13 protein-coding genes are annotated in these 17,193 nt (G+C 73.2%); 2 read left to right on the forward strand and 11 right to left on the reverse strand.

Translation table 11 applies throughout. The annotated features are described in order from the left end of the window. Nucleotides 1–291: 291 nt before the first annotated feature. Nucleotides 292–1,584, forward strand: coding sequence for an HNH endonuclease signature motif containing protein (locus tag HGB44_RS23210; protein ID WP_168444122.1), 1,293 nt, complete (start codon nt 292–294; stop codon nt 1,582–1,584). A 765-nt stretch (nt 1,585–2,349) separates the two neighbouring features. Here the strand turns inward: HGB44_RS23210 and HGB44_RS23215 are convergent. From HGB44_RS23215 to HGB44_RS23260, 10 genes are all read right to left on the reverse strand, one after another. Beyond that, entirely contained in the window at nt 2,350–3,384 is a 1,035-nt protein-coding gene (locus HGB44_RS23215; protein WP_061082349.1) for a transketolase family protein, read from the reverse strand. Further along, a complete protein-coding gene (locus HGB44_RS23220) occupies nt 3,381–4,256 on the reverse strand; it encodes a transketolase (protein WP_061082350.1) in 876 nt (291 codons plus the stop codon). Before HGB44_RS23220 ends, HGB44_RS23215 begins: the two co-directional genes overlap by 4 nt. 68 nt (nt 4,257–4,324) lie before the next feature. Then, nucleotides 4,325–5,788 carry a GntT/GntP/DsdX family permease gene (locus HGB44_RS23225; protein WP_061082351.1) on the reverse strand — a complete coding sequence of 488 codons (1,464 nt, stop codon included), beginning with the start codon at nt 5,786–5,788 and terminating at the stop codon, nt 4,325–4,327. A gap of 146 nt (nt 5,789–5,934) precedes the next feature. Continuing rightward, nucleotides 5,935–6,831 carry an NAD(P)-dependent oxidoreductase gene (locus HGB44_RS23230; protein WP_061082352.1) on the reverse strand — a complete coding sequence of 299 codons (897 nt, stop codon included), beginning with the start codon at nt 6,829–6,831 and terminating at the stop codon, nt 5,935–5,937. 50 nt (nt 6,832–6,881) lie between these two features. Next, complete coding sequence (locus tag HGB44_RS23235; protein WP_061082353.1) at nt 6,882–7,604, reverse strand: FadR/GntR family transcriptional regulator; 723 nt, start codon at nt 7,602–7,604, stop codon at nt 6,882–6,884. A 208-nt stretch (nt 7,605–7,812) separates the two neighbouring features. Beyond that, nucleotides 7,813–9,156, reverse strand: a complete 1,344-nt coding sequence (locus HGB44_RS23240; protein WP_061082354.1) for a transporter — start codon at nt 9,154–9,156, stop codon at nt 7,813–7,815. Next, nucleotides 9,153–9,965 (reverse strand): hypothetical protein, encoded by an 813-nt coding sequence (locus HGB44_RS23245; protein WP_231972563.1) that lies wholly within the window; start codon nt 9,963–9,965, stop codon nt 9,153–9,155. Before HGB44_RS23245 ends, HGB44_RS23240 begins: the two co-directional genes overlap by 4 nt. Next, nucleotides 9,962–12,154: a hydantoinase/oxoprolinase family protein gene (locus HGB44_RS23250; RefSeq protein ID WP_061082355.1), complete on the reverse strand. Its 2,193-nt coding sequence runs from the start codon at nt 12,152–12,154 to the stop codon at nt 9,962–9,964. Before HGB44_RS23250 ends, HGB44_RS23245 begins: the two co-directional genes overlap by 4 nt. A gap of 91 nt (nt 12,155–12,245) precedes the next feature. After that, a complete protein-coding gene (locus HGB44_RS23255) occupies nt 12,246–13,868 on the reverse strand; it encodes an FAD-dependent oxidoreductase (RefSeq protein ID WP_061082356.1) in 1,623 nt (540 codons plus the stop codon). A gap of 11 nt (nt 13,869–13,879) precedes the next feature. Continuing rightward, complete coding sequence (locus HGB44_RS23260; protein ID WP_061082357.1) at nt 13,880–14,956, reverse strand: LacI family DNA-binding transcriptional regulator; 1,077 nt, start codon at nt 14,954–14,956, stop codon at nt 13,880–13,882. Between the two features lie 209 nt (nt 14,957–15,165). Here HGB44_RS23260 and HGB44_RS23265 point away from each other — a divergent pair, with 209 nt between their 5' ends. Then, nucleotides 15,166–16,218 carry a glycoside hydrolase family protein gene (locus HGB44_RS23265; RefSeq protein WP_061082358.1) on the forward strand — a complete coding sequence of 351 codons (1,053 nt, stop codon included), beginning with the start codon at nt 15,166–15,168 and terminating at the stop codon, nt 16,216–16,218. 34 nt (nt 16,219–16,252) lie between these two features. Here the strand turns inward: HGB44_RS23265 and HGB44_RS23270 are convergent, their stop codons facing one another. Further along, complete coding sequence (locus HGB44_RS23270) at nt 16,253–17,065, reverse strand: SAM-dependent methyltransferase (protein ID WP_061082359.1); 813 nt, start codon at nt 17,063–17,065, stop codon at nt 16,253–16,255. Between the last annotated feature and the right edge of the window lie 128 nt (nt 17,066–17,193).

The following is a 17,193-nucleotide window of genomic DNA, read 5'->3' on the forward strand; positions in this document are numbered from 1 at the left end:
GCGCACCGCCTCGCGTCGCTGGCGTTCTGCGGCGGTCAGCCCGCCGCCGGTGGAATACCTCATACCTTCGGGATACTCCGGCGGGGCTGCTTGTCAAGAACGGTAACCCCACAAATTAAAGTTCAGTAATGCCAGCCGTCATTCCAAGTGCGCGTTTTCGGACACCTTTTGAGCCCGCCCTAATTGCAGCCTTTCAATCAAGGGCGACCCCGAGAGAGAAAGGCTTATAATTTCGGCTGTGAATAGTGGAGAAATGGTGGGCGCCGGCCTATAATAAGAAGTATGGAGATGATGATCGCAGCGCCCGAGGCGGCCCCCGGGGAATGTTCCCCGGCCGTGGCCGCGCTGGCCGGTGCGCGCGAGATCATCCACCAGGCGTTGAACACCGAGGTCCCGCCCGGGGCCGACGAGGCCGCCGCGGAGGAGATCGCGGCGCTGTGGGCCCAGGTGGAGAAGATCCGCTACCAGGCGCTGGCGCGGATGGCGCGTTTGTACGCGCGCGGTGAGGTGGCCCGCTACAGCGGCTACTCCACGCTGGACAAGTGGATCACCCACCGCTGTAAGGTCCCCACCGCTCAGGCCAAGGATTTGGCCCGTTTGGCCCAGCATGTGCACGAGGAGACCCTGCCCGCCACTGCCCAAGCAGTAGCTGAGGGCAGGGTGGTGTTGGGTGAGGCGGTGGCGATCGCCAAGGTCACCGACAAAGCCGTCCAGACCCGCGATGAACAGCATTTCTCCGATGAGGGGGAGTATCGGCAGGGGTTTGAGTCGGCTCTGGTGGCCGCGAAGACGGAGCGGCCCGCGTTGTCGGTGAACCAGCTCCAGTCGGTGGCCCGTCAGGTCGCCTACCGTTTGGACCCCCGCCGCCTGGACCGCGACCACGAGGCCGCTCACGCCGCCCGCGGACTCACGCTCCATGACACCTTCCAGGGCAGCTACCAACTCCAATCTTGGGGCGGGTCTGGGGATGCGTTGGTCGTGCGCGCGGCCATCGACACCTTCTCCACCCCACCCGGAGAGGGCGAGGAACGGTCCCGGTCCCAGCGTGAGCATGACGCGCTCATCGCCGCGCTGCGTTTTGCCACCACCCACACTGGGTGTGACAACGCTCCGGCTCCGTTGGCGCAGATCCGCATCGTGGTGCCCGTGCAGACCTACCTGGACGCCGAAGGCCAGGAGGTTCCGGCGTTGGACGAGAACGGTCGGGTGGTTCCGGCCGGTGTGGTGCACGAGTTGGCCGCCGATTCTGAGGTGGTGCGGATGCTCACCGCCCCGCCCACCGGGCAGGTGCTGGATGTGGGCCACAGTCGCCGCCTGGCCTCAGCCCGGCAACGCACGGCCGCGTTCCACGGGCACAGCACCTGCGCCCACCCGCAAGGGTGCGAAGTACCGGTCGCCCTGTGCCAGGCCGACCACGTGCGGTCGTTCTCCCGAGGCGGGCGCACGGTGGTCGCCAACCTGCAACCGTTGTGCGGGCCGCATAACCGGGCCAAGTACCAACGCGAACTGCGCACACACCAGCAGCGGGGGCGAGGGCGACACCATCCGCCCGGCAGGGATCCGGATCCACCGCCCCGGGAATGACCCCCGGGTCGTGCCGAGCCCCGGCTTGCCCGCACCCGACAAACGGCCCGGGCCCCGCGCCTACCGTCGTCGCTGCCACCGTCGCCCGCCCCCGCCCCGGGGGCCGGTACCGCTGCCCAAGGCCCGCCAGGCCCTCGGCCTTTGGTGCCGACGCAGCAAAGCCCCACCACGCGCGAACAGCAAGCGTTGATCGCCCTCCCGAGCCACTTCGCGGCAGCTGACGCCGCTACCTCCGGCCACCATCAGCGGGTGGGGCGTTGAACGGCGCCCCCGGACACCCGCTGCCTTCGCTGCCACCGCAGCAAAGCCCCACCACGCGCGAACACCAACCGTTGATCACCCTCCCGCACCACTACGCGGCAGCTGACGCCGCCACCACCGACCACCACCCGCAACCAGGGCGTTGAACGGCACCCCCAGACACCCGCCGCCTTTGGTGCCAACGCAGCAAAGCCCCACCACGCGCGAACACCAACCGTTGATCACCCTCCCGCACCACTACGCGGCAGCTGGTGCCACCGCCGGAGCGAGCAACCACGCGCGAACGGCAAGCGTTGACCGCTTGCCTCGCGTACCCCGCTTCCCCGAACAGGTGCGGCGGGGAGCCCCGAAGAACTCCCCGCCGCACCTTCACGGACCCCGGCTCTCTTCGCCGACCGACGGAACCAACCTCGTCACGTCATCTCGTGCCTCGTCCCGCCCCGACCCAGCTCGACTCCGACCCGGACAGACCTGCCCCGGCCCGGTCCGGCCCGATCCGGTCCGTCACAACGAGGCGCGCACCCTCTCCACGATCCGGGGCACGGACACGCCGTAGCGGTCATAGAGGGTGGGCAGCGCCCCCGCGTCCAGGAACTCGTCCGGCAGCCCGATGTGCTCCACCCGCCGGGCCACCCCCACCCCGTGCTGGACCAGCGCCGAGGCCACCGACTCGAACAACCCGCCCACGACCGAGTGGTTCTCCAGCACGAACACCTTGCGGTCCCGCCCCACCTGCTCCAGGACCGCGTCCACGTCCAGCGGCTTGATGGTGGGCACGTGCAGGACCGCGACGCCGATCCGGTCGGCCTCCAGCTCCGCGGCGGCACGCAGCGCGCGCTCGGTCATCATCCCCGAGGAGACGAACAGGACGTCGTCGCCGCCGCGCAGGAGCGCGGCCTTGCCCAGCCGGAACTCGTAGTCGTACTCGTCCAGCACCGTGGGCACCGCGCCGCGCAGGATGCGGGTGTAGGTCGGCCCCTCGTGCGCGATCAGCTGGGGAACCGCCTGCTCGATGTCCACCGAGTCGCACGGATCCACGATCACCATCCCGGGGATGCCCCGCAGTAGGGCGACGTCCTCAGTGGCCTGGTGGCTGGGTCCGTAGCCGGTGGTCAGGCCGGGCAGCGCCGCGACGACGTTGACGTTCAGGCGCGGCTCGGCGATGTCCAGGCACAGGAAGTCGTAGGCGCGGCGGGTGGCGAAGACCGAGTAGGTGGAGGCGAAGGGCACGAAGCCCTCCATCGCCAACCCGGCGGCGGCGCCCATCATCACCTGCTCGGCCATGCCCATCTGGTGGAAGCGGTCGGGCATGGCGTCGCGGAAGACGTGCATGTCGGTGTACTTGGCCAGGTCCGCCGACAACCCCACGACGCGCTCGTCCTCGCGCGCGGCACGCACCAGCGCGTGCCCCAGGGGCGCCTGCACGGTGCGCGCGCCCTCCTCGGCGATCGAGGCGATCATGGCGTCCGACGTCAGCTTTCTACCACTGCCACTACCGATGCTGGTGGTGCTGCCGGTTCTGGTGCTGGCGGTGCTCATGCCGTGTACCCCTCGTATCCCTGGCGCAGCTGCTCGCGCGCGGTCTGCCACTCGTCCTCGGCCACCCGCATGAAGTGCAGCTTCTCCCTGCTCTCCAGCATCGGCACCCCCGCACCGATCCTGGTGTCGCACACCAGCGCGGTGGGCGAGCCTCGGTGCGCCCGCAGCTCGTCCAGGGCCGCGGCGACGGCGGCCACGTCGTTGCCGTCCACCCGCAGGGTGCGCCATCCGCTGACGCGCAGCTTCTCGTCGGCGGGCTCGGTGCCCATGACCTCCTGGGCGGGCCCGTCGGCCACCTGGCGGTTCATGTCCACGATCGCGGTGACGTTGTCCAGGCGGTGGTGGGCGGCGGCCTGCACCGCCTCCCACGTGGAGCCCTCGCTCAGCTCACCGTCGGAGAGCAGGTTGTACACGCGGGCGGGGTTGCCCTTGCGGCGCAGCCCCAGCCCGACGCCCACCGCGATCCCCAGCCCGTGGCCCAGGGAGCCGCCGGAGATCTCCATCCCCGGCGTGTAGGTCGCCATGCCCGACATCGGCAGACGCGAGTCGTCGGTGGCGTAGGTGGTCAGCTCCTCCTCGGGGATGATCCCCGCCTCGGCCAGGGCGGCGTACAGGGCGATGGCGTAGTGACCGATGCTGAGCAGGCAGCGGTCGCGCCCCTCCCAGTCCGGCTCGTCGGGCCGCAGCCGCAGGTGGTCGGCGTACAGGGCGGCGAGCACGTCGGCGAACCCGAGGGCCTGGCCGATGTAGCCCTGCCCCTGGACCTGGGCCTGGGTGAGGGCGTTGAGCCGGATGCGGTAGGCGGCGGCGCGCAGCCGCTCCAGCCTGGCGGTGTCGACGCCGCCTCCGGGTCTGGTGGCGGTCTGGTTCATGCGGACCTTCCTCGGTGTGCGAAGGGTGTGGTTCGGGGGGTGGCGCGTCCCGTTCCGGGACGCGGGGTTCAGACCAGGGCCCATGTCAGGCCGACGAGGGCGAACCCGCTCGTGCCCAGGGCCGTGACGAGCACGCTCCAGGTGCGCAGCGCGTCGCGCACCGACAGGCCCAGGTAGCGCGAGACGATCCAGAAGCCCGAGTCGTTGACGTGGGACAGGCAGATGGCGCCGCAGCCGATGGCGAGGTTGACCAGGGCGATCTCCAGGCCGGTGTACCCGCCCGAGGAGATGGCCTCGGCCAGGAGCCCGGAGGTGGTCAGGGCCGAGACGGTGGCCGAGCCCTGGGCCGCCCGCAGCAGTGCGGCCAGGCAGAACGCCAGGAGCAACAGGGGCAGTCCCAGGCCGAGCATGCTCTCGGAGAGCACCTCGCCGATGCCGCTGGCGGTGAGCACCCCGGCGAACGCGCCGCCCGCGCCGGTCACGAACACGACCACCGCCGCCGGGGCGAGCGCGGCGTCCATGACCGAGCCGACCGAGCGCATCGACCAGCCTCGGCGCACGCCCAGCAGGTACAGGGCGAGCAGGCAGCCGGTGAGCAGCGCGAACGGCGGGGCCCCGACCATGGTCAGGAGGCGCAGGGACGCGGACCCCTCCTCCAGGAACAGCCCGGCGACGGTCTGGAGACCGATCATGAGGATGGGGACGGCGATGACCGTGATCACCGCGGCGGCGCCGGGCGGGCGCTGCGGCTCCACCCGGGGGCGGGCGGAGACCTTGGTCGCGCCGGAGGACCCGGTGCCGTCGGCGCCGCCGGAGGGCTCCGTGTCGCCCGAGGAACCCGCACCGCCCGTGCCGCCGGTTCCGGGCTCACCGGTGCCGTGCTCGTACAGTTCGGCGGTGGAGGGCAGCATGGCGTACGCGCGCCGGTTGAGCAGCTTCGCCGTGTAGTGGGCGACCACGCCCACCGGGAGGATGAGCGCGGCGCCCAGGAGGGTCACCAGGCCCATGTCGGCCCCGGTGAGCACGGAGCTGCCGACGATGCCGGGGTGGGGCGGCAGCACCACGTGGACGAAGAGCATCAGCCCGGCGATGGGCAGGCCGATGCGCATGGGCGAGGACAGGCGGGCCGCCCGCGAGAAGGCGTAGATGATCGGGACCAGGACGATGAAGGCGACGTCGAAGAAGATCGGCACCGCGATCACCGAGGAGGCGATCAGCAGCGCCACGCCCACCCTGGCCGGGCCGAGCAGCGCGCTGAAGCGCTCCGAGAGCGCGTCCGCTCCGCCGGAGTGCTCGACGATGGCGCCGAGCATCGCGCCCAGCCCCACCAGCAGGGCCACGTTGCCCAGGGTGCCGCCCAGCCCCTCCACGATGGTGGGCACCACGTCCTCGAAGGGCATGCCCGTGGCCAGGGCGGTGCCGACGCTGACCAGCAGGAGCGCGACGAAGGCGGGGACGTTGAAGCGGATGATGAGGACGAGTAGCGCGCCGATCGCCCCCAGGGCGATCAGTGCGAGTACGAGGGCGTCCATGCTCGGGTTCTCTCTGTCGTGGCGGCGCGGGTTCCAGCACACCTGGCCCGAAGGCGTGTTCCGGGCATGGTGAGCGGACCGTCGGCGCCGCGAGGGGACGGGGGGTGGTGAGGGGAAGGGCACGGACCCGGCGGGGTCCGGCGGGGTCAGTCCCGGTAGATCCGGATGACCTGGGAGTCGTCGTGGTCGATCAGACCGGCCTCGGCGGCCCTGGTGTAGGCGTCGCGGGCGGCCAGGAGGAGTGGGGCGGAGAACCCGGCCTCCTCGGCGGTGTCGGCGACCAGCCCGGAGTCCTTGACGAAGATGCCGATGGTGCTGGTGATCTCGTCGGGTCCGTCCGGCAGCATGCGCGGGCCGCGGTCGCCGAGCATCCAGGAGCCCCCGGCGCCGCCGCCGACGGCCTCCAGCACGTCGGCGGGGTCGAGTCCGAGGCGTTCGGCCAGGGCCAGGGACTCGGCCGCGGCCGCGATGTGCACCGAGCACAGGAGCTGGTTGACGACCTTGTAGGACTGTCCGCGCCCGGCCTGGTCGCCGCAGTCGCGCACCGTGCCCATCGCCTCCAGCACGGGCCTGCACCGTTCGAGGGCACCGGGGTCGCCGGAGGCGAACAGGGTCAGGGCAGCGCGACGGGCCCCGGCCACGCCTCCGGTGACCGGCACGTCCAGCAGCCGCACCCCGCGCTCGCGGGCGCGGTCGGCGACCTCGCGCACGGGGCCGGGTCCGACGGTGCTCATGACCACGAGCACCGAGTCGGCGCGCATGGCCTCCAGGACGCCGCCCGGGGCGGTGACCGCGGCGCGCAGCTGGTCGGGGGTGGCGACCATGACGATGACGACGTCGGACTCACCGGCGCCCGCGGTGTCGGGCTGGGTGCGCAGGCCCTGGAGCCGGGCCTCCTCGCGGCGGTGCGGCGAGGGGTCCACGCCGACCACGGTGTGCCCGGCCGCGGCGACCTGGAGGGCCATGGGCAGGCCGATGGCGCCGACGCCGACGAACATCACGGCCGTTTTCGGGCATGGCTGCGGAACTGGTGTGGTGTCCATGTGTCTTCCTTCTCCCCCGCGGGGGGTGTTTCGGGCCGGTCGGTGTCCGGCTAGCGCCCGTCGGCGGGCGCGGTGCCCTCGGTGATGCGGCGCCACAGGGTGAAGTGCTCCACCATCGCGGCCGCGGCGGCGCTGCGGTCGTGCGCCTCGACGGCGTCGACGATGGGCGTGTGGACGGTGTCCGTCCTGCGGGGCTCCGCGGTGTCGCCCTCGGCGGCGCGGGCCTCGATGTCCAGGGCCAGGGCACGCTTGTGGGCGAGGACGTCCTTGAGCGCCAGGCTCATGCCGTCGACGAAGAACTCGATCACCGGGTTGTCGGCGATCTGGAACAGCTTCTTGTGGAAGGCGTAGTCGGCCTCGTGCCCGGCCTCGGCGTCACCCGCGGCGGTGGCCCGGACCATGTCCTCGACGTGGCCGCGCAGCGCGCGCACGTCCTCCTCGTCGGCCCGGTCGGCGGCCTCCTGGACCACGGCGACCTCCATCATCTCCCGTGCGCGTTCGACGCTGGCGTCGTCGATGTGGCCGAACTTGGACATGAGGCCGAACAGGAACTGGACGAAGGAGGCGTCGGGCTTGGTGAAGAACGTCCCCGCACCCTGGGTGCGGCGCACCATGCCGAGCATCTCCAGGCTGCCGAGGTTCTCCCGGACCGTGGCCCGGCTCGTGCCCAGCCGCTCGGCCAGCTCCCGCTCCGTCATCAGGCGCGACTCGGTACCGGCGGCCTTGGCCTCCGGCGCCAGCGCCTCGACCAGGGCGTCGAAGTTCGTGTCCACTGCACCTCCTGATTGGCCTGACCAATGTGGGAGAGCGTACAAGTCGCAGGTCGCGGGCGTCAATGGATTGGTAAGGCCAATATTTCCGCCGTGTGAAGGGCCGGTTCCGGCGCGGCGCACGGCGCGGTGGACGGCCCCGCGCCACCTCCGCGGGACCGTCCACCGCACCTTCACGGGCCCGGCTCACGCCTGTTGGGCCCTGCACGCGTCACATCAGGTAAAGGAACACCGTCAGCACCAGACCGGCGATGGCGATCACCCACGTGTAGGGCAGCGTCGAGAGCATCGACCGCTCCGGACGCACCCCCGCGTACTGCGCGCTCCACACCGTCTGCGTGCTGGTGGGGTCCGACACCCCCAGTACCTGGCCGTAGGAGGCCATCAGCCCCAGCACCGCCGGAGCCGGGTAGATGCCGCCGGAGATGAGCACCCCGGCCACACCCGCGCCCAGACCGAAGATGTTCATCGGCCCCCGGTACAGGGCCAGCGGCACCAGCACGGCGAAGACCAGCACGAACAGCCACGGATTGCTGGGGCTGATCGCGGTCACCACCGGGGTGAGCGCCGAGACGGCGCCGGGCAGGTTCACCGCCGCCAGCAGCATGCCGATCGCGATGAACAGCACGATGGGCGGAGCGGCCACGTCGAAGGCCTGGTAGAGCGTGCGCAGCGCGGTGGAGGACATCTCGCGCCACGGCACGGCCGTCAGCAGCGCGAAGACCACACCGGCCAGCAGCGAGGGCACGATGGGCACGTGCAGTCCCAGCGCCAGCACGATCGGCACCAGCGGCGTGACCAGCGCGTACCAGGGCGCGTCCCCGCGCCGCCTGCGCCGCTCGGCGGCCCGCTGGCGGCGGCTCGGCGGAGTCGTCCCGGCGCCTCCGGAACCGGTTCCCCCGGCTCCGGCCGGGACCCGCACCGCCCAGGTGTGCCGGGCGCCCCTGCGACGCATCTCGATGAGGATGTAGGCCAGCCCGCCCACCAGCGCGATCGGGAACAGGCGCAGCTGGAAGTGCTGGACGGTGGAGACCGGGACCCCGATGGCGTCGGACAGGAACTGCCAGTTGATCAGCTCCAGCGGCAGCCCCGCGGCGATGCCCACCAGCACGGTCCCGGCCGCGACGGTGGGGGTGACCCCGACCGCGATCATCGCGGGGATGCCCACCACACCGGCGAGCATGGCCGCGGGCGCGGACCCGGTGATGCTGCCGCACAGGATCGCGACGACGAAGACGCCGACGGCGACCAGCGAGGGGCGCTCACCGCCGAACTCCACGATCTTGCGCACGAGGGTGGAGGCGATCCCCGCCTCGGACATCAGCGTGCCCAGCCAGCTGCCCAGGAGGATGGCGATCATGGTCGCGGCCAGGCGCGGGGCGCCCTCCTGGACGACCGTTCCGGTGACGCTGCCCTCCCCGCCCGTGAGCGGGGCGCCGGCGATGAGCGCGATCGCGACGGAGAGCAGGACGAGGGCGAAGGCGGTGGGCAGGCGGCGCGTCAGCATCAGGCCGACGCCCACCGCCATGGCGAGGAGGATCGCGAAGGCGGTCACGGGCGTTCTCCGGGGAAGGTTCGCGGGGCGGGCCGGTCGTGGCCCGCGCCCCGGTGGGCAAGGGTGGCGGCGATGGCCGCGGTGAGCGCGATCGGGCTGCGGCGCAGCCCCGCGCGGCGGCGGGCGTAGGCGTGCGCGGCGATCTCGTCGGCGCCGACCACGTGGCCGCGCAGGCGCAGCGGCCCCAGGCGCACCAGGACGTGGTCGAGTTCGCGCCGCAGCGCGCGGCCCCGTCCGGCGTGCAGCATCCGGTGGGCGTGCTCGTGGGCCAGCGCGGTCTCGCGCAGGGCCGCGCGGGTGAGGTCGCGGCCCCACCCGGCATCGCGGGCCACGCGGTGGGCGTGGTCGAGGGCGTCGGTGTAGACGACCACCCGGTCGCCGGAGGCGCGGTGCAGGTACTCGGCGAGCAGGACCTCGCCCGGGCGCAGTCCGCCGGTGGCCCGCTCCTCCACACGCGGGCCCGAAGAACCCCTGAGGCTTGGAGCGCTCACCGCCCCCGAGGAACCCGTGACGCCTGGGGCGTCTGGGGCGCTCGTGGCGCCTCCTCCGGCCCCTCTGCCGCCCACCGTCCCAGCGGCCCCGGGATCCCCGACCGCTCCGGCGCTCACGGCGTCCTCGTCGGCCATGCGCTCGCCGAAGCGCAGCGCCGTGGCGGCCCAGGACAGCAGCAGGTCGCGGTCGCGTCCCTCGTGGGTGGCGGTCAGGGCGAGCAGGTCGGCGGCCAGCTCCTCGTCGGAGGCGGCGCCGATGCGCGCGTACTCCCGCGCGAGGTCGGCGTGGACCGCGCCCGGCGGCGTGTGCGCGCTCACCGCCGCTTCTCCATGACCGCGATGACCGTCTCGTCGGGGGCACGCCTGGCGATCTCCGCCGAGGCCAGCGCGACCAGGTGCCCCGGGTCCAGCACCCCCGACAGGTCGGCGAACTTGGGCCCCAGCAGCAGCCACACCGCCGGTGGCAGCGCCCCGCCGTCGCCGTAGGCGGTGCGCTCGGCCACCAGGTCCTTGAGCCGGCCCTCGGCCTCGGCGGCCACCAGCGTGTCCACCCAGGCGTCGGCGCTGTGCAGGCGCACCACCCCTTCGGCGTCCACCACCCGGACATGGGTGCGTTCGCGGGCCAAGCGCCCCAGCAAACCCCCGGGCCTGCGCACCAGCCCGAACACCCGGTACTGGCCGTTGGCCGCGTACTCGGTGAGTCCGGCCGGTTCGGCGCCCAGACTGGCCGCCGCCGCGGCGCGCGCCCGGGCCTCGGCGTCCGCGGTGGCGGTGCGGTCCTTGGTGCGCAGCTCGGTGGCGCCCGTGGCCACGGCCGCCACCAGGTTGCGCTGGGGGTCGACGGTGACGTCCACCTCGATCCCCGCAGGGTCGGCGCCCTGGCGCAGCACCGCCTGCTCGGCCTCGGCGCGCACCGCGAGCACGTCGGCGTGGGTCGCGCCGGGGATGATGCGCTCCACCGACTCGCGCACCAGCGCCAGCGCCACGCCCAGGGGGCTGATGACCTCGCTGTGCGCGGCGATGCGCGCGTCCAGCCCGGTGCGCTGACCCAGGTAGGGGGTGACGGTGGCCGCGCCTCCGCCCCCGCCGACCAGGGCGCACACCTGCCGGTCCAGCCCGTACTCGGCCACCATCTCGTCCACGACCGCGGCCACGCGCTCGGTGGCCTTGTGCAGCACCGCGCGGGCGGCCTCCTCCACCTCCACGCCCAGGGCCCGGGCCAGCGGGGCGAGGGCGGCGCGGGAGGCACGGGCGTCGGCGCGGGCGTAGTCGCCCCCGGGGACGAGCCCGGCGGCGTTGGCCGCGCAGGTCACGGTCAGGGCGAAGCGCCGCCCACCGCTCTCCAGGACGGCGTAGTCGCCCGGGTCGGAGGCCATGGGGCTGATCCGGACCAGGCGGGCGCCCTCCAGCTCGGCCGGATCGGCGAAGCAGGCGTAGGGCAGCCCGGCGATGTGGGCGCTGCGCGGCCCCACGTCGGCCAGGCCCGCCCGGCCGGGGCCCTCACCCCCGCCGATCCGGATGAGGGAGCCCCCGCCGATGCCGACGGTGCGCACGTCCAGCGCCGACAGGTAGGTCTCCTTGCCGCCCAGGCGGGCGTGGCGGATCTGCACCCGCCCGCGCCGGATGACGCTGATGTCGGTGGAGGTGCCGCCGGTCTCCAGGAACACGCCCTCGCTGACCTTCTCCCCCATCAGGGCGCCCGCCACCCCCGCGGCGGGGCCGGAGAGCACGGTGAGCAGGGGCCGGTGGCGCATCTCGGGCAGCGACATCACGCCGCCGTCGCAGCGCATGACCATGAGCGGGGCGGTGACACCGGCCTTGTGGATGCTGCGCTCGACCAGGTCGGCGGTCTGGAGCATGCGGGGCATGACCCCGGCGTTGAGCGCAGCGGTGCGGGCGCGCTTGCCCAGGCCGTAGAGCTGGGTGATCTCGTGGGTGGCCGTCACCGGAACCCCGCGGGTGCGGGCGGCCTCCAGCACGGCCAGCTCACCGCGGGGGTCGTCCACGCTGAAGGGTTCGACGGCGACGACGACCTCGGCCCCCTCGGCGACCACCTGGTCGACACTGGCCAGGGCCGCGCCCTCCCGGTCGGGTTCGCGCAGCGCGGCGTAGCGCACGGGCAGCGGGTGCCCCGAGTCCAGCCTGAGCTTGCCCAGGGAGCGCAGCCTGCGGGTGGCGAAGGCGTCGTAGCCGCTGCCGACGCCGACGATGCCGATGGTGGCCACATCGCCCTCCAGCAGGGCGTTGGTGGCCTGGGTGGTGCCGTGGGCGAGGAAGCCCACGTCCTCGGCGCGCACGCCGATGTCGCCGAGCAGGCGTTCCAGCGCGGTCATGATGCCGTGGGCCACGCCGTCGGCGTGGTCGTGGCTGGTGGGCACCTTGACCTGGCCCAGCAGGGCGTAGGTGGTGGCGCTGACGGCCACGGCGTCGGTGAAGGTCCCGCCGACGTCGATGCCGATGCGCACGGGACCGGGGCCCGGGGACGGGGTTGGGGTCGCGTCGCTCATGGTCACCCCTTCTGTGGGGAGTCGGGCGGTGGGGAGTGGGGCCGTACGGATACGGGTCGTGCGGGGGCGTGCGGGACCGGCGCGGGAGGGGTCAGTAGCCGCGCACGTCGGGCCAGTGGCGCTCGACGCCGGTGCGGTCCAGCAGGGAGGTGAAGGCCTCCAGCAGTGCGTCCTTGGCGCGCACGGCGTGCGGCGTGGTGCCGTGCTCCAGGGCGAAGGCGGCCAGCCGCCCGGCGGCCTCGCCGATGTTCCACTCCACCGGGTGCAGCCGGAAGCAGCCGTTGGTGATGTGGGTGGTGCCGATGTTCTTGGCGGCGGGCAGCAGGTTGGTCTCCCGCTCGGGCAGCAGGGCGCCCAGCGGGATCTCGAACGGGACGCTGGCCACGTCCACGTAGTTGTCGCCGCCCGTGGAGGGGTGCAGGTCGATACGGTAGCTGCCCACGCCCACCGAGTCGTGGCGGCGCACGATGCCGTGCGGGCCCAGCAGGTCCAGGGACACGTCGTGCTCGGTGACGGTGGTCACCGCCCGGATGCGCCGGGACTCGCGCACGTAGGCGGCCTTGGCCAGGCCCCTCTCCGCGCCGGTGACGTCGGGCCGGGGCTTCAGACCCGGGAAACCGGTGCCGCCGTCGGCGCGGGGCGCCTCGGTCTGGAGCCAGTACAGCACCGACAGCGACAGCTGGCGGGCCTCCTCGTGCGCCTCGCGGACGGTCCGGGCGTCCACCAGACCCTCGATCTCCAGGGCGGGCTTGAGCCAGTAGTCGTTGAGCGGCCAGTTGGCCAGGGTGATGTCGGAGTCGAAGGCGCCGGGCAGGTGCATGCGCCGGGCCAGGATGCGCCGGAAGCCCCACAGCTCCTTGTCGCCCGCGTCGGCGCTCTGGTCGGCGGCCACCGCCAGCGGGTCGGTGTCGGGGTTGGGCACGAAGGTGCGCGCCACCGGCTCCAGGGTGCGCGGGTCGGGGGCCGAGAAGCCCAGCAGCGGCCCCGGCCAGAACTCGGGTGTGTAGGAGCGCCAGAAGTCGTACATCGCCGGGCGCTCGATGGTGTGGTCCTCGCCGTCGTGGTGTGACATGGCGAAGCAGTAGGTGATGCCCTGGAGGTTGGCGGGGTCGGCCGCCTCGGGGGCGTGCGGCTCACCGTGCTCGGAGCGGGCCTCGGCGCCGGTGACGTGCTCCAGACCCGCCATCGGCAGCAGGTCGCCGTTCTCGGTGGCGTCCAGGACGTAGGCGGCGCTCACGGTGTGGCGGCGCCCCCGCTCGTCCTCCAGTTCCACCGCGCTCACCCGGTCGCCGTCGGTGTGCGCCGCCACCGGACGGTGGCGCAGCAGGACGGTCAGGCGCCCGGCCGCGCGGTGCGGGCCCACCATCTCCTCCAGCACCGCCAGGGCCACCCGGGGCTCGTGGCACAGCTTGCTGACCCGGCCCGCGCCGGGGTTGAGGGTGAGCGAGGAGGCGGCCTCGGCCCGCAGCGGGTAGGCGCGGCGGTAGTGGTCGCGGATGCCCTCGCGCAGGCGCCGGTAGGACGCGGTGGAGCCGAAGCGCTCGATCCACGGGTTCTCGTCGGGCGGCACCGCCTGCGCGGTGAGCTGCCCGCCGATCCAGTCGGTCTCCTCGGTCAGCACCACGCGGCGGCCGGAGTCGGCGGCGGCCAGGGCCGCGGCCACGCCGCCCAGTCCCCCGCCGACGACGAGGATCTCTGTGCCGGTCTCGGTCATGAGGGCCTTTCTCAGGTGTGTCGTGTCCGGGGCGCGGCGACGGTGCCGCCCTCCACCGGCTCGCAGGGCAGCAGGCGCCGGGGGGTCTCCCCGTGGGCGCCCGCGATCAGTTCCAGCAGCAGACGGACCGCGTCGCGGCCCATCGCGCGCAGGGGCACGTCGAAGCCGCCGTAGGCCGCGCCGCCGCCCGGGGCACGGCCCCGGGTCCCGGTCGGCGCGCCCAGCAGGGCCAGGGACAGCTCGGCCGGGCAGCGCAGACCGGCCCGGTCCACCGCGGCGGCCAGGCCGTCCAGGGCCGCGCCGGTGTCGGTCTGCTCGACCACGACGGCGGTCACGCCCTCCTCCAGCCAGCGCCGCAACAGTTCGTCCAGGTCCGAGCCGTCGGTGCGCGCCACCAGGCGCGCGGTGTCGATCCCGGCCGCGCGGGCGCCGCGCAGAACGCCCTCCTCACGGTCGGTCGAGGCCGGGGCCTGGTCGTGCTCGCGCAGGTAGCGCAGCTCGCGGTGGCCCAGAGCGGCCAGGCGCGCCACCACCTGGGCCGAGGCCGAGACGTAGTCGGCGCCCACGTAGGGCACGCCGGGCTCGTCGCGGCGGCCGATGTAGACGAAGGGGAAGCCGTCCTCGGCCAGGCGCCGGATGGGCTCGTCGGGCACGTGGCGGCCGAAGAACAGGCAGCCGTCGGCCACCCGCACCCGCCGCACCGCGGCCGGGTCGTCGGCGCTGGCGGCGGCGCGCGCGGACCCGGTGAACAGGATGAGGTCCTGGCCCTGGGCCGCGGCCTCCTCCTCCACCCCGACCAGGACCGGGTAGTAGGAGTGCGCCACGTCGGTGGGGAAGGTGGTGCTGAAGGTGTACAGCCCCAGCATCGCGTTGCTGGCCGAGGCCAGCCGGGTGGCGACCGGGTCGGGCACGTAGCCCAGCTCCTCGGCGGCGTCGAGCACCCGCTGGCGGGTCTCGCGGGCCAGGGACATCCCGGTGGGGGTGCCCCGCAACACCAGCGAGACCGTGGCCTGGGAGACCCCGGCCGCCCGCGCGATGTCGGACTGGCGGGGGCGGCGCCGCGGCCCCGCCCTCCTGACTTCCGTCACCTGTTCCTCCTCTTGCGTACCGCGTTAATGCGCATTAGTCGACGACTGTGAGCCGCGCCACGGCAGATGTCAAGAGGATGACGGGCGAATTCCCACCCGGAGACAGGATCTTTCGTTAATACGTATTAGAACCTTGACCAGCGCATCAGCGCTGGTGAAGACTCTGGGCCTCGGAGCCTCCCCCCGACCCGCTCCGGAAGGGAACCGTCATGTCCGACGACGCTCACCCCCGCCCCCTCACCGCCCCCGACCGCCGCGCGGTCCTGCGGAGCGCCGGAGCGGCCGCCGCGGGCGCCCTGCTGGCCCCGGGACTGCCGGCCCCGGCCTCGGCGGGCACCGCGACCGCGACCCCGGCCACCACCGACGGCGCCGCGGCGGCCGACGTCCTGCCGACGTACCGGTTCCTGCGCGAGGCGCTCGACACCGCCCGACTGGACTACAACCCGACCGGGGAGCTGATCTTCCCCTGCCTGCGCGGAACCGTGGGCCGCCTGCCCGACGCGCCCGGCCGCTTCCTGCTCTACTACGCCCCGCACGAGAGGCCCGGCGGCATCTGCCTGGCCTACGCCGACAGCCCGGACGGGCCCTTCACCGAGTACCCGCGCAACCCCGTCGTGGCCAACGTGTGGGACCCGCACTACGACGTCAGCCACGTGTCCTCACCGCACGTGATGTGGAACTCCGAACACCGCGAGATGTGGCTCTACTTCCACGGGGAGAACACCACGACGCGGCTGGCCCGCTCACGCGACGGCGTCGGCTTCACCTACGAGGGCGAGGTGCTGACCACGGCGATGGTGCCGGGCACCACCGAGGCCTCCTACGCGCGCGTCTTCGAGTACCGCCTGCCCGACCGGGGCGCGCGCTACGTCATGGTCTTCATGCGCAACAGCACCGGCAACCACCGCTCCATCGGGTGGGGGTGGTCGGCGGACGGGATCACGTTCGACTTCGATCCCGACCCGCTCGTGGACCACGCCGAGGTGGGGGTGTCGGACCTGTCCGGCCCGCACGTGGTCGAGCGCGGGGGCAGCACCTACGTCGCCTACCACACCAACCTGGGCGACATCCGCCTCACCGAGGTGGGGCGCGACTTCGGCCTGCGCCGCCACCTGGGCACGGTGCACACCCCCATGGCCGGGCCGCCGGACTCGGGCCGCAGCGCGGCGCCCTCCTTCGGCTCCGACGGAGGCGTGCAGTACATGTTCTACGAGGCCGGGCACCGGCTCGGGGCGACCATCGCCATCGCCCGCGCCGACTGAGCCGCGGCGTGCCCGGCTGACAGACGGACGGGGGTCAGGCCTTGCGGGCCACCCCGCAGTACTCGGCCACCGGACGCGCCCCGCCCACCTCGACCGGGGCCGGACGCCACAGGGAGCAGGAGACCACGCCCGGCTCCAGCAGTTCCAGCCCGTCGAAGAGCGCACTGATCCGCTCGGCCGTGCGGATGGTGAGCTTGGGGGTGCCGCGCTCGTTCCAGGCCGCGGCCACCTGGTGGGCGCGTTCGCGGTCGATGTCGTCGGTGGGGTGGGACAGGACCAGGAAGCTGCCCGGGGCCAGGGCCTCCAGGAGCCGGTCCAGGATCGAGCGGACCTCGGCGTCGTCGGCGACGAAGTTGACCACGCCCAGCAGCATCAGCGCCACCGGCCGCTCCAGGTCCAGGGTCCGGGAGGCCTCCCGCAGGATGGCCCGCGGGTCGCGCAGGTCGGCGTCGACGTAGTCGGTGGCCCCCTGGTCGCTGCCGGTGAGCAGGGCGCGGGCGTGGGTCAGCACCAGCGGGTCGTTGTCGACGTAGACGACCCTCGCGTCGGGCGCCACCGACTGGGCCACCTCGTGGGTGTTGTTGTGGGTGGGCAGCCCGGTGCCGATGTCCAGGAACTGCCGAACGCCCTCCTCGCGCGCCAGGTGGGTCACGGCGCGCACGAGGAAGCCACGGTCGGCGACCGCGTTGTCCACGATCTCGGGGAAGAAGGAGCGGATCTGCTCACCCATCTCCCGGTCCACCGGGTAGTTGTCCCTGCCGCCCAGCCAGTAGTTCCAGATCCGGGCGTTGTGGGGGACGGAGGTGTCGATCCGGGGGGCGGAAGCCTCAGGGGTCTCGGGGGGCACGGGCCTGCCTTCTACGCTCGTTCTGGGGAGAAAAGGGGCGTACCCGGACAAGTAAAGGGCTCTCGGGGCCCACCGGCAAGCTCTCCCGGGGCGTGTCCCCGACGACGGCACCGGCCCGCCAAGGCCCC

Origin of the sequence: Nocardiopsis alborubida (genome assembly GCF_012396365.1) — a bacterium.
Lineage (GTDB): Bacteria > Actinomycetota > Actinomycetes > Streptosporangiales > Streptosporangiaceae > Nocardiopsis > Nocardiopsis alborubida.

Excerpts from the sequence above, each read along its gene's own strand:
- HGB44_RS23210 (WP_168444122.1), top strand. The coding sequence starts at position 292 with ATGATCGCAGCGCCCGAGGCGGCCCCCGGGGAATGTTCCCCGGCCGTG.
- HGB44_RS23215 (WP_061082349.1), bottom strand. The coding sequence starts at position 3,384 with ATGAGCACCGCCAGCACCAGAACCGGCAGCACCACCAGCATCGGTAGT.
- HGB44_RS23220 (WP_061082350.1), bottom strand. The coding sequence starts at position 4,256 with ATGAACCAGACCGCCACCAGACCCGGAGGCGGCGTCGACACCGCCAGG.
- HGB44_RS23225 (WP_061082351.1), bottom strand. The coding sequence starts at position 5,788 with ATGGACGCCCTCGTACTCGCACTGATCGCCCTGGGGGCGATCGGCGCG.
- HGB44_RS23230 (WP_061082352.1), bottom strand. The coding sequence starts at position 6,831 with ATGGACACCACACCAGTTCCGCAGCCATGCCCGAAAACGGCCGTGATG.
- HGB44_RS23250 (WP_061082355.1), bottom strand. The coding sequence starts at position 12,154 with ATGAGCGACGCGACCCCAACCCCGTCCCCGGGCCCCGGTCCCGTGCGC.
- HGB44_RS23255 (WP_061082356.1), bottom strand. The coding sequence starts at position 13,868 with ATGACCGAGACCGGCACAGAGATCCTCGTCGTCGGCGGGGGACTGGGC.
- HGB44_RS23265 (WP_061082358.1), top strand. The coding sequence starts at position 15,166 with ATGTCCGACGACGCTCACCCCCGCCCCCTCACCGCCCCCGACCGCCGC.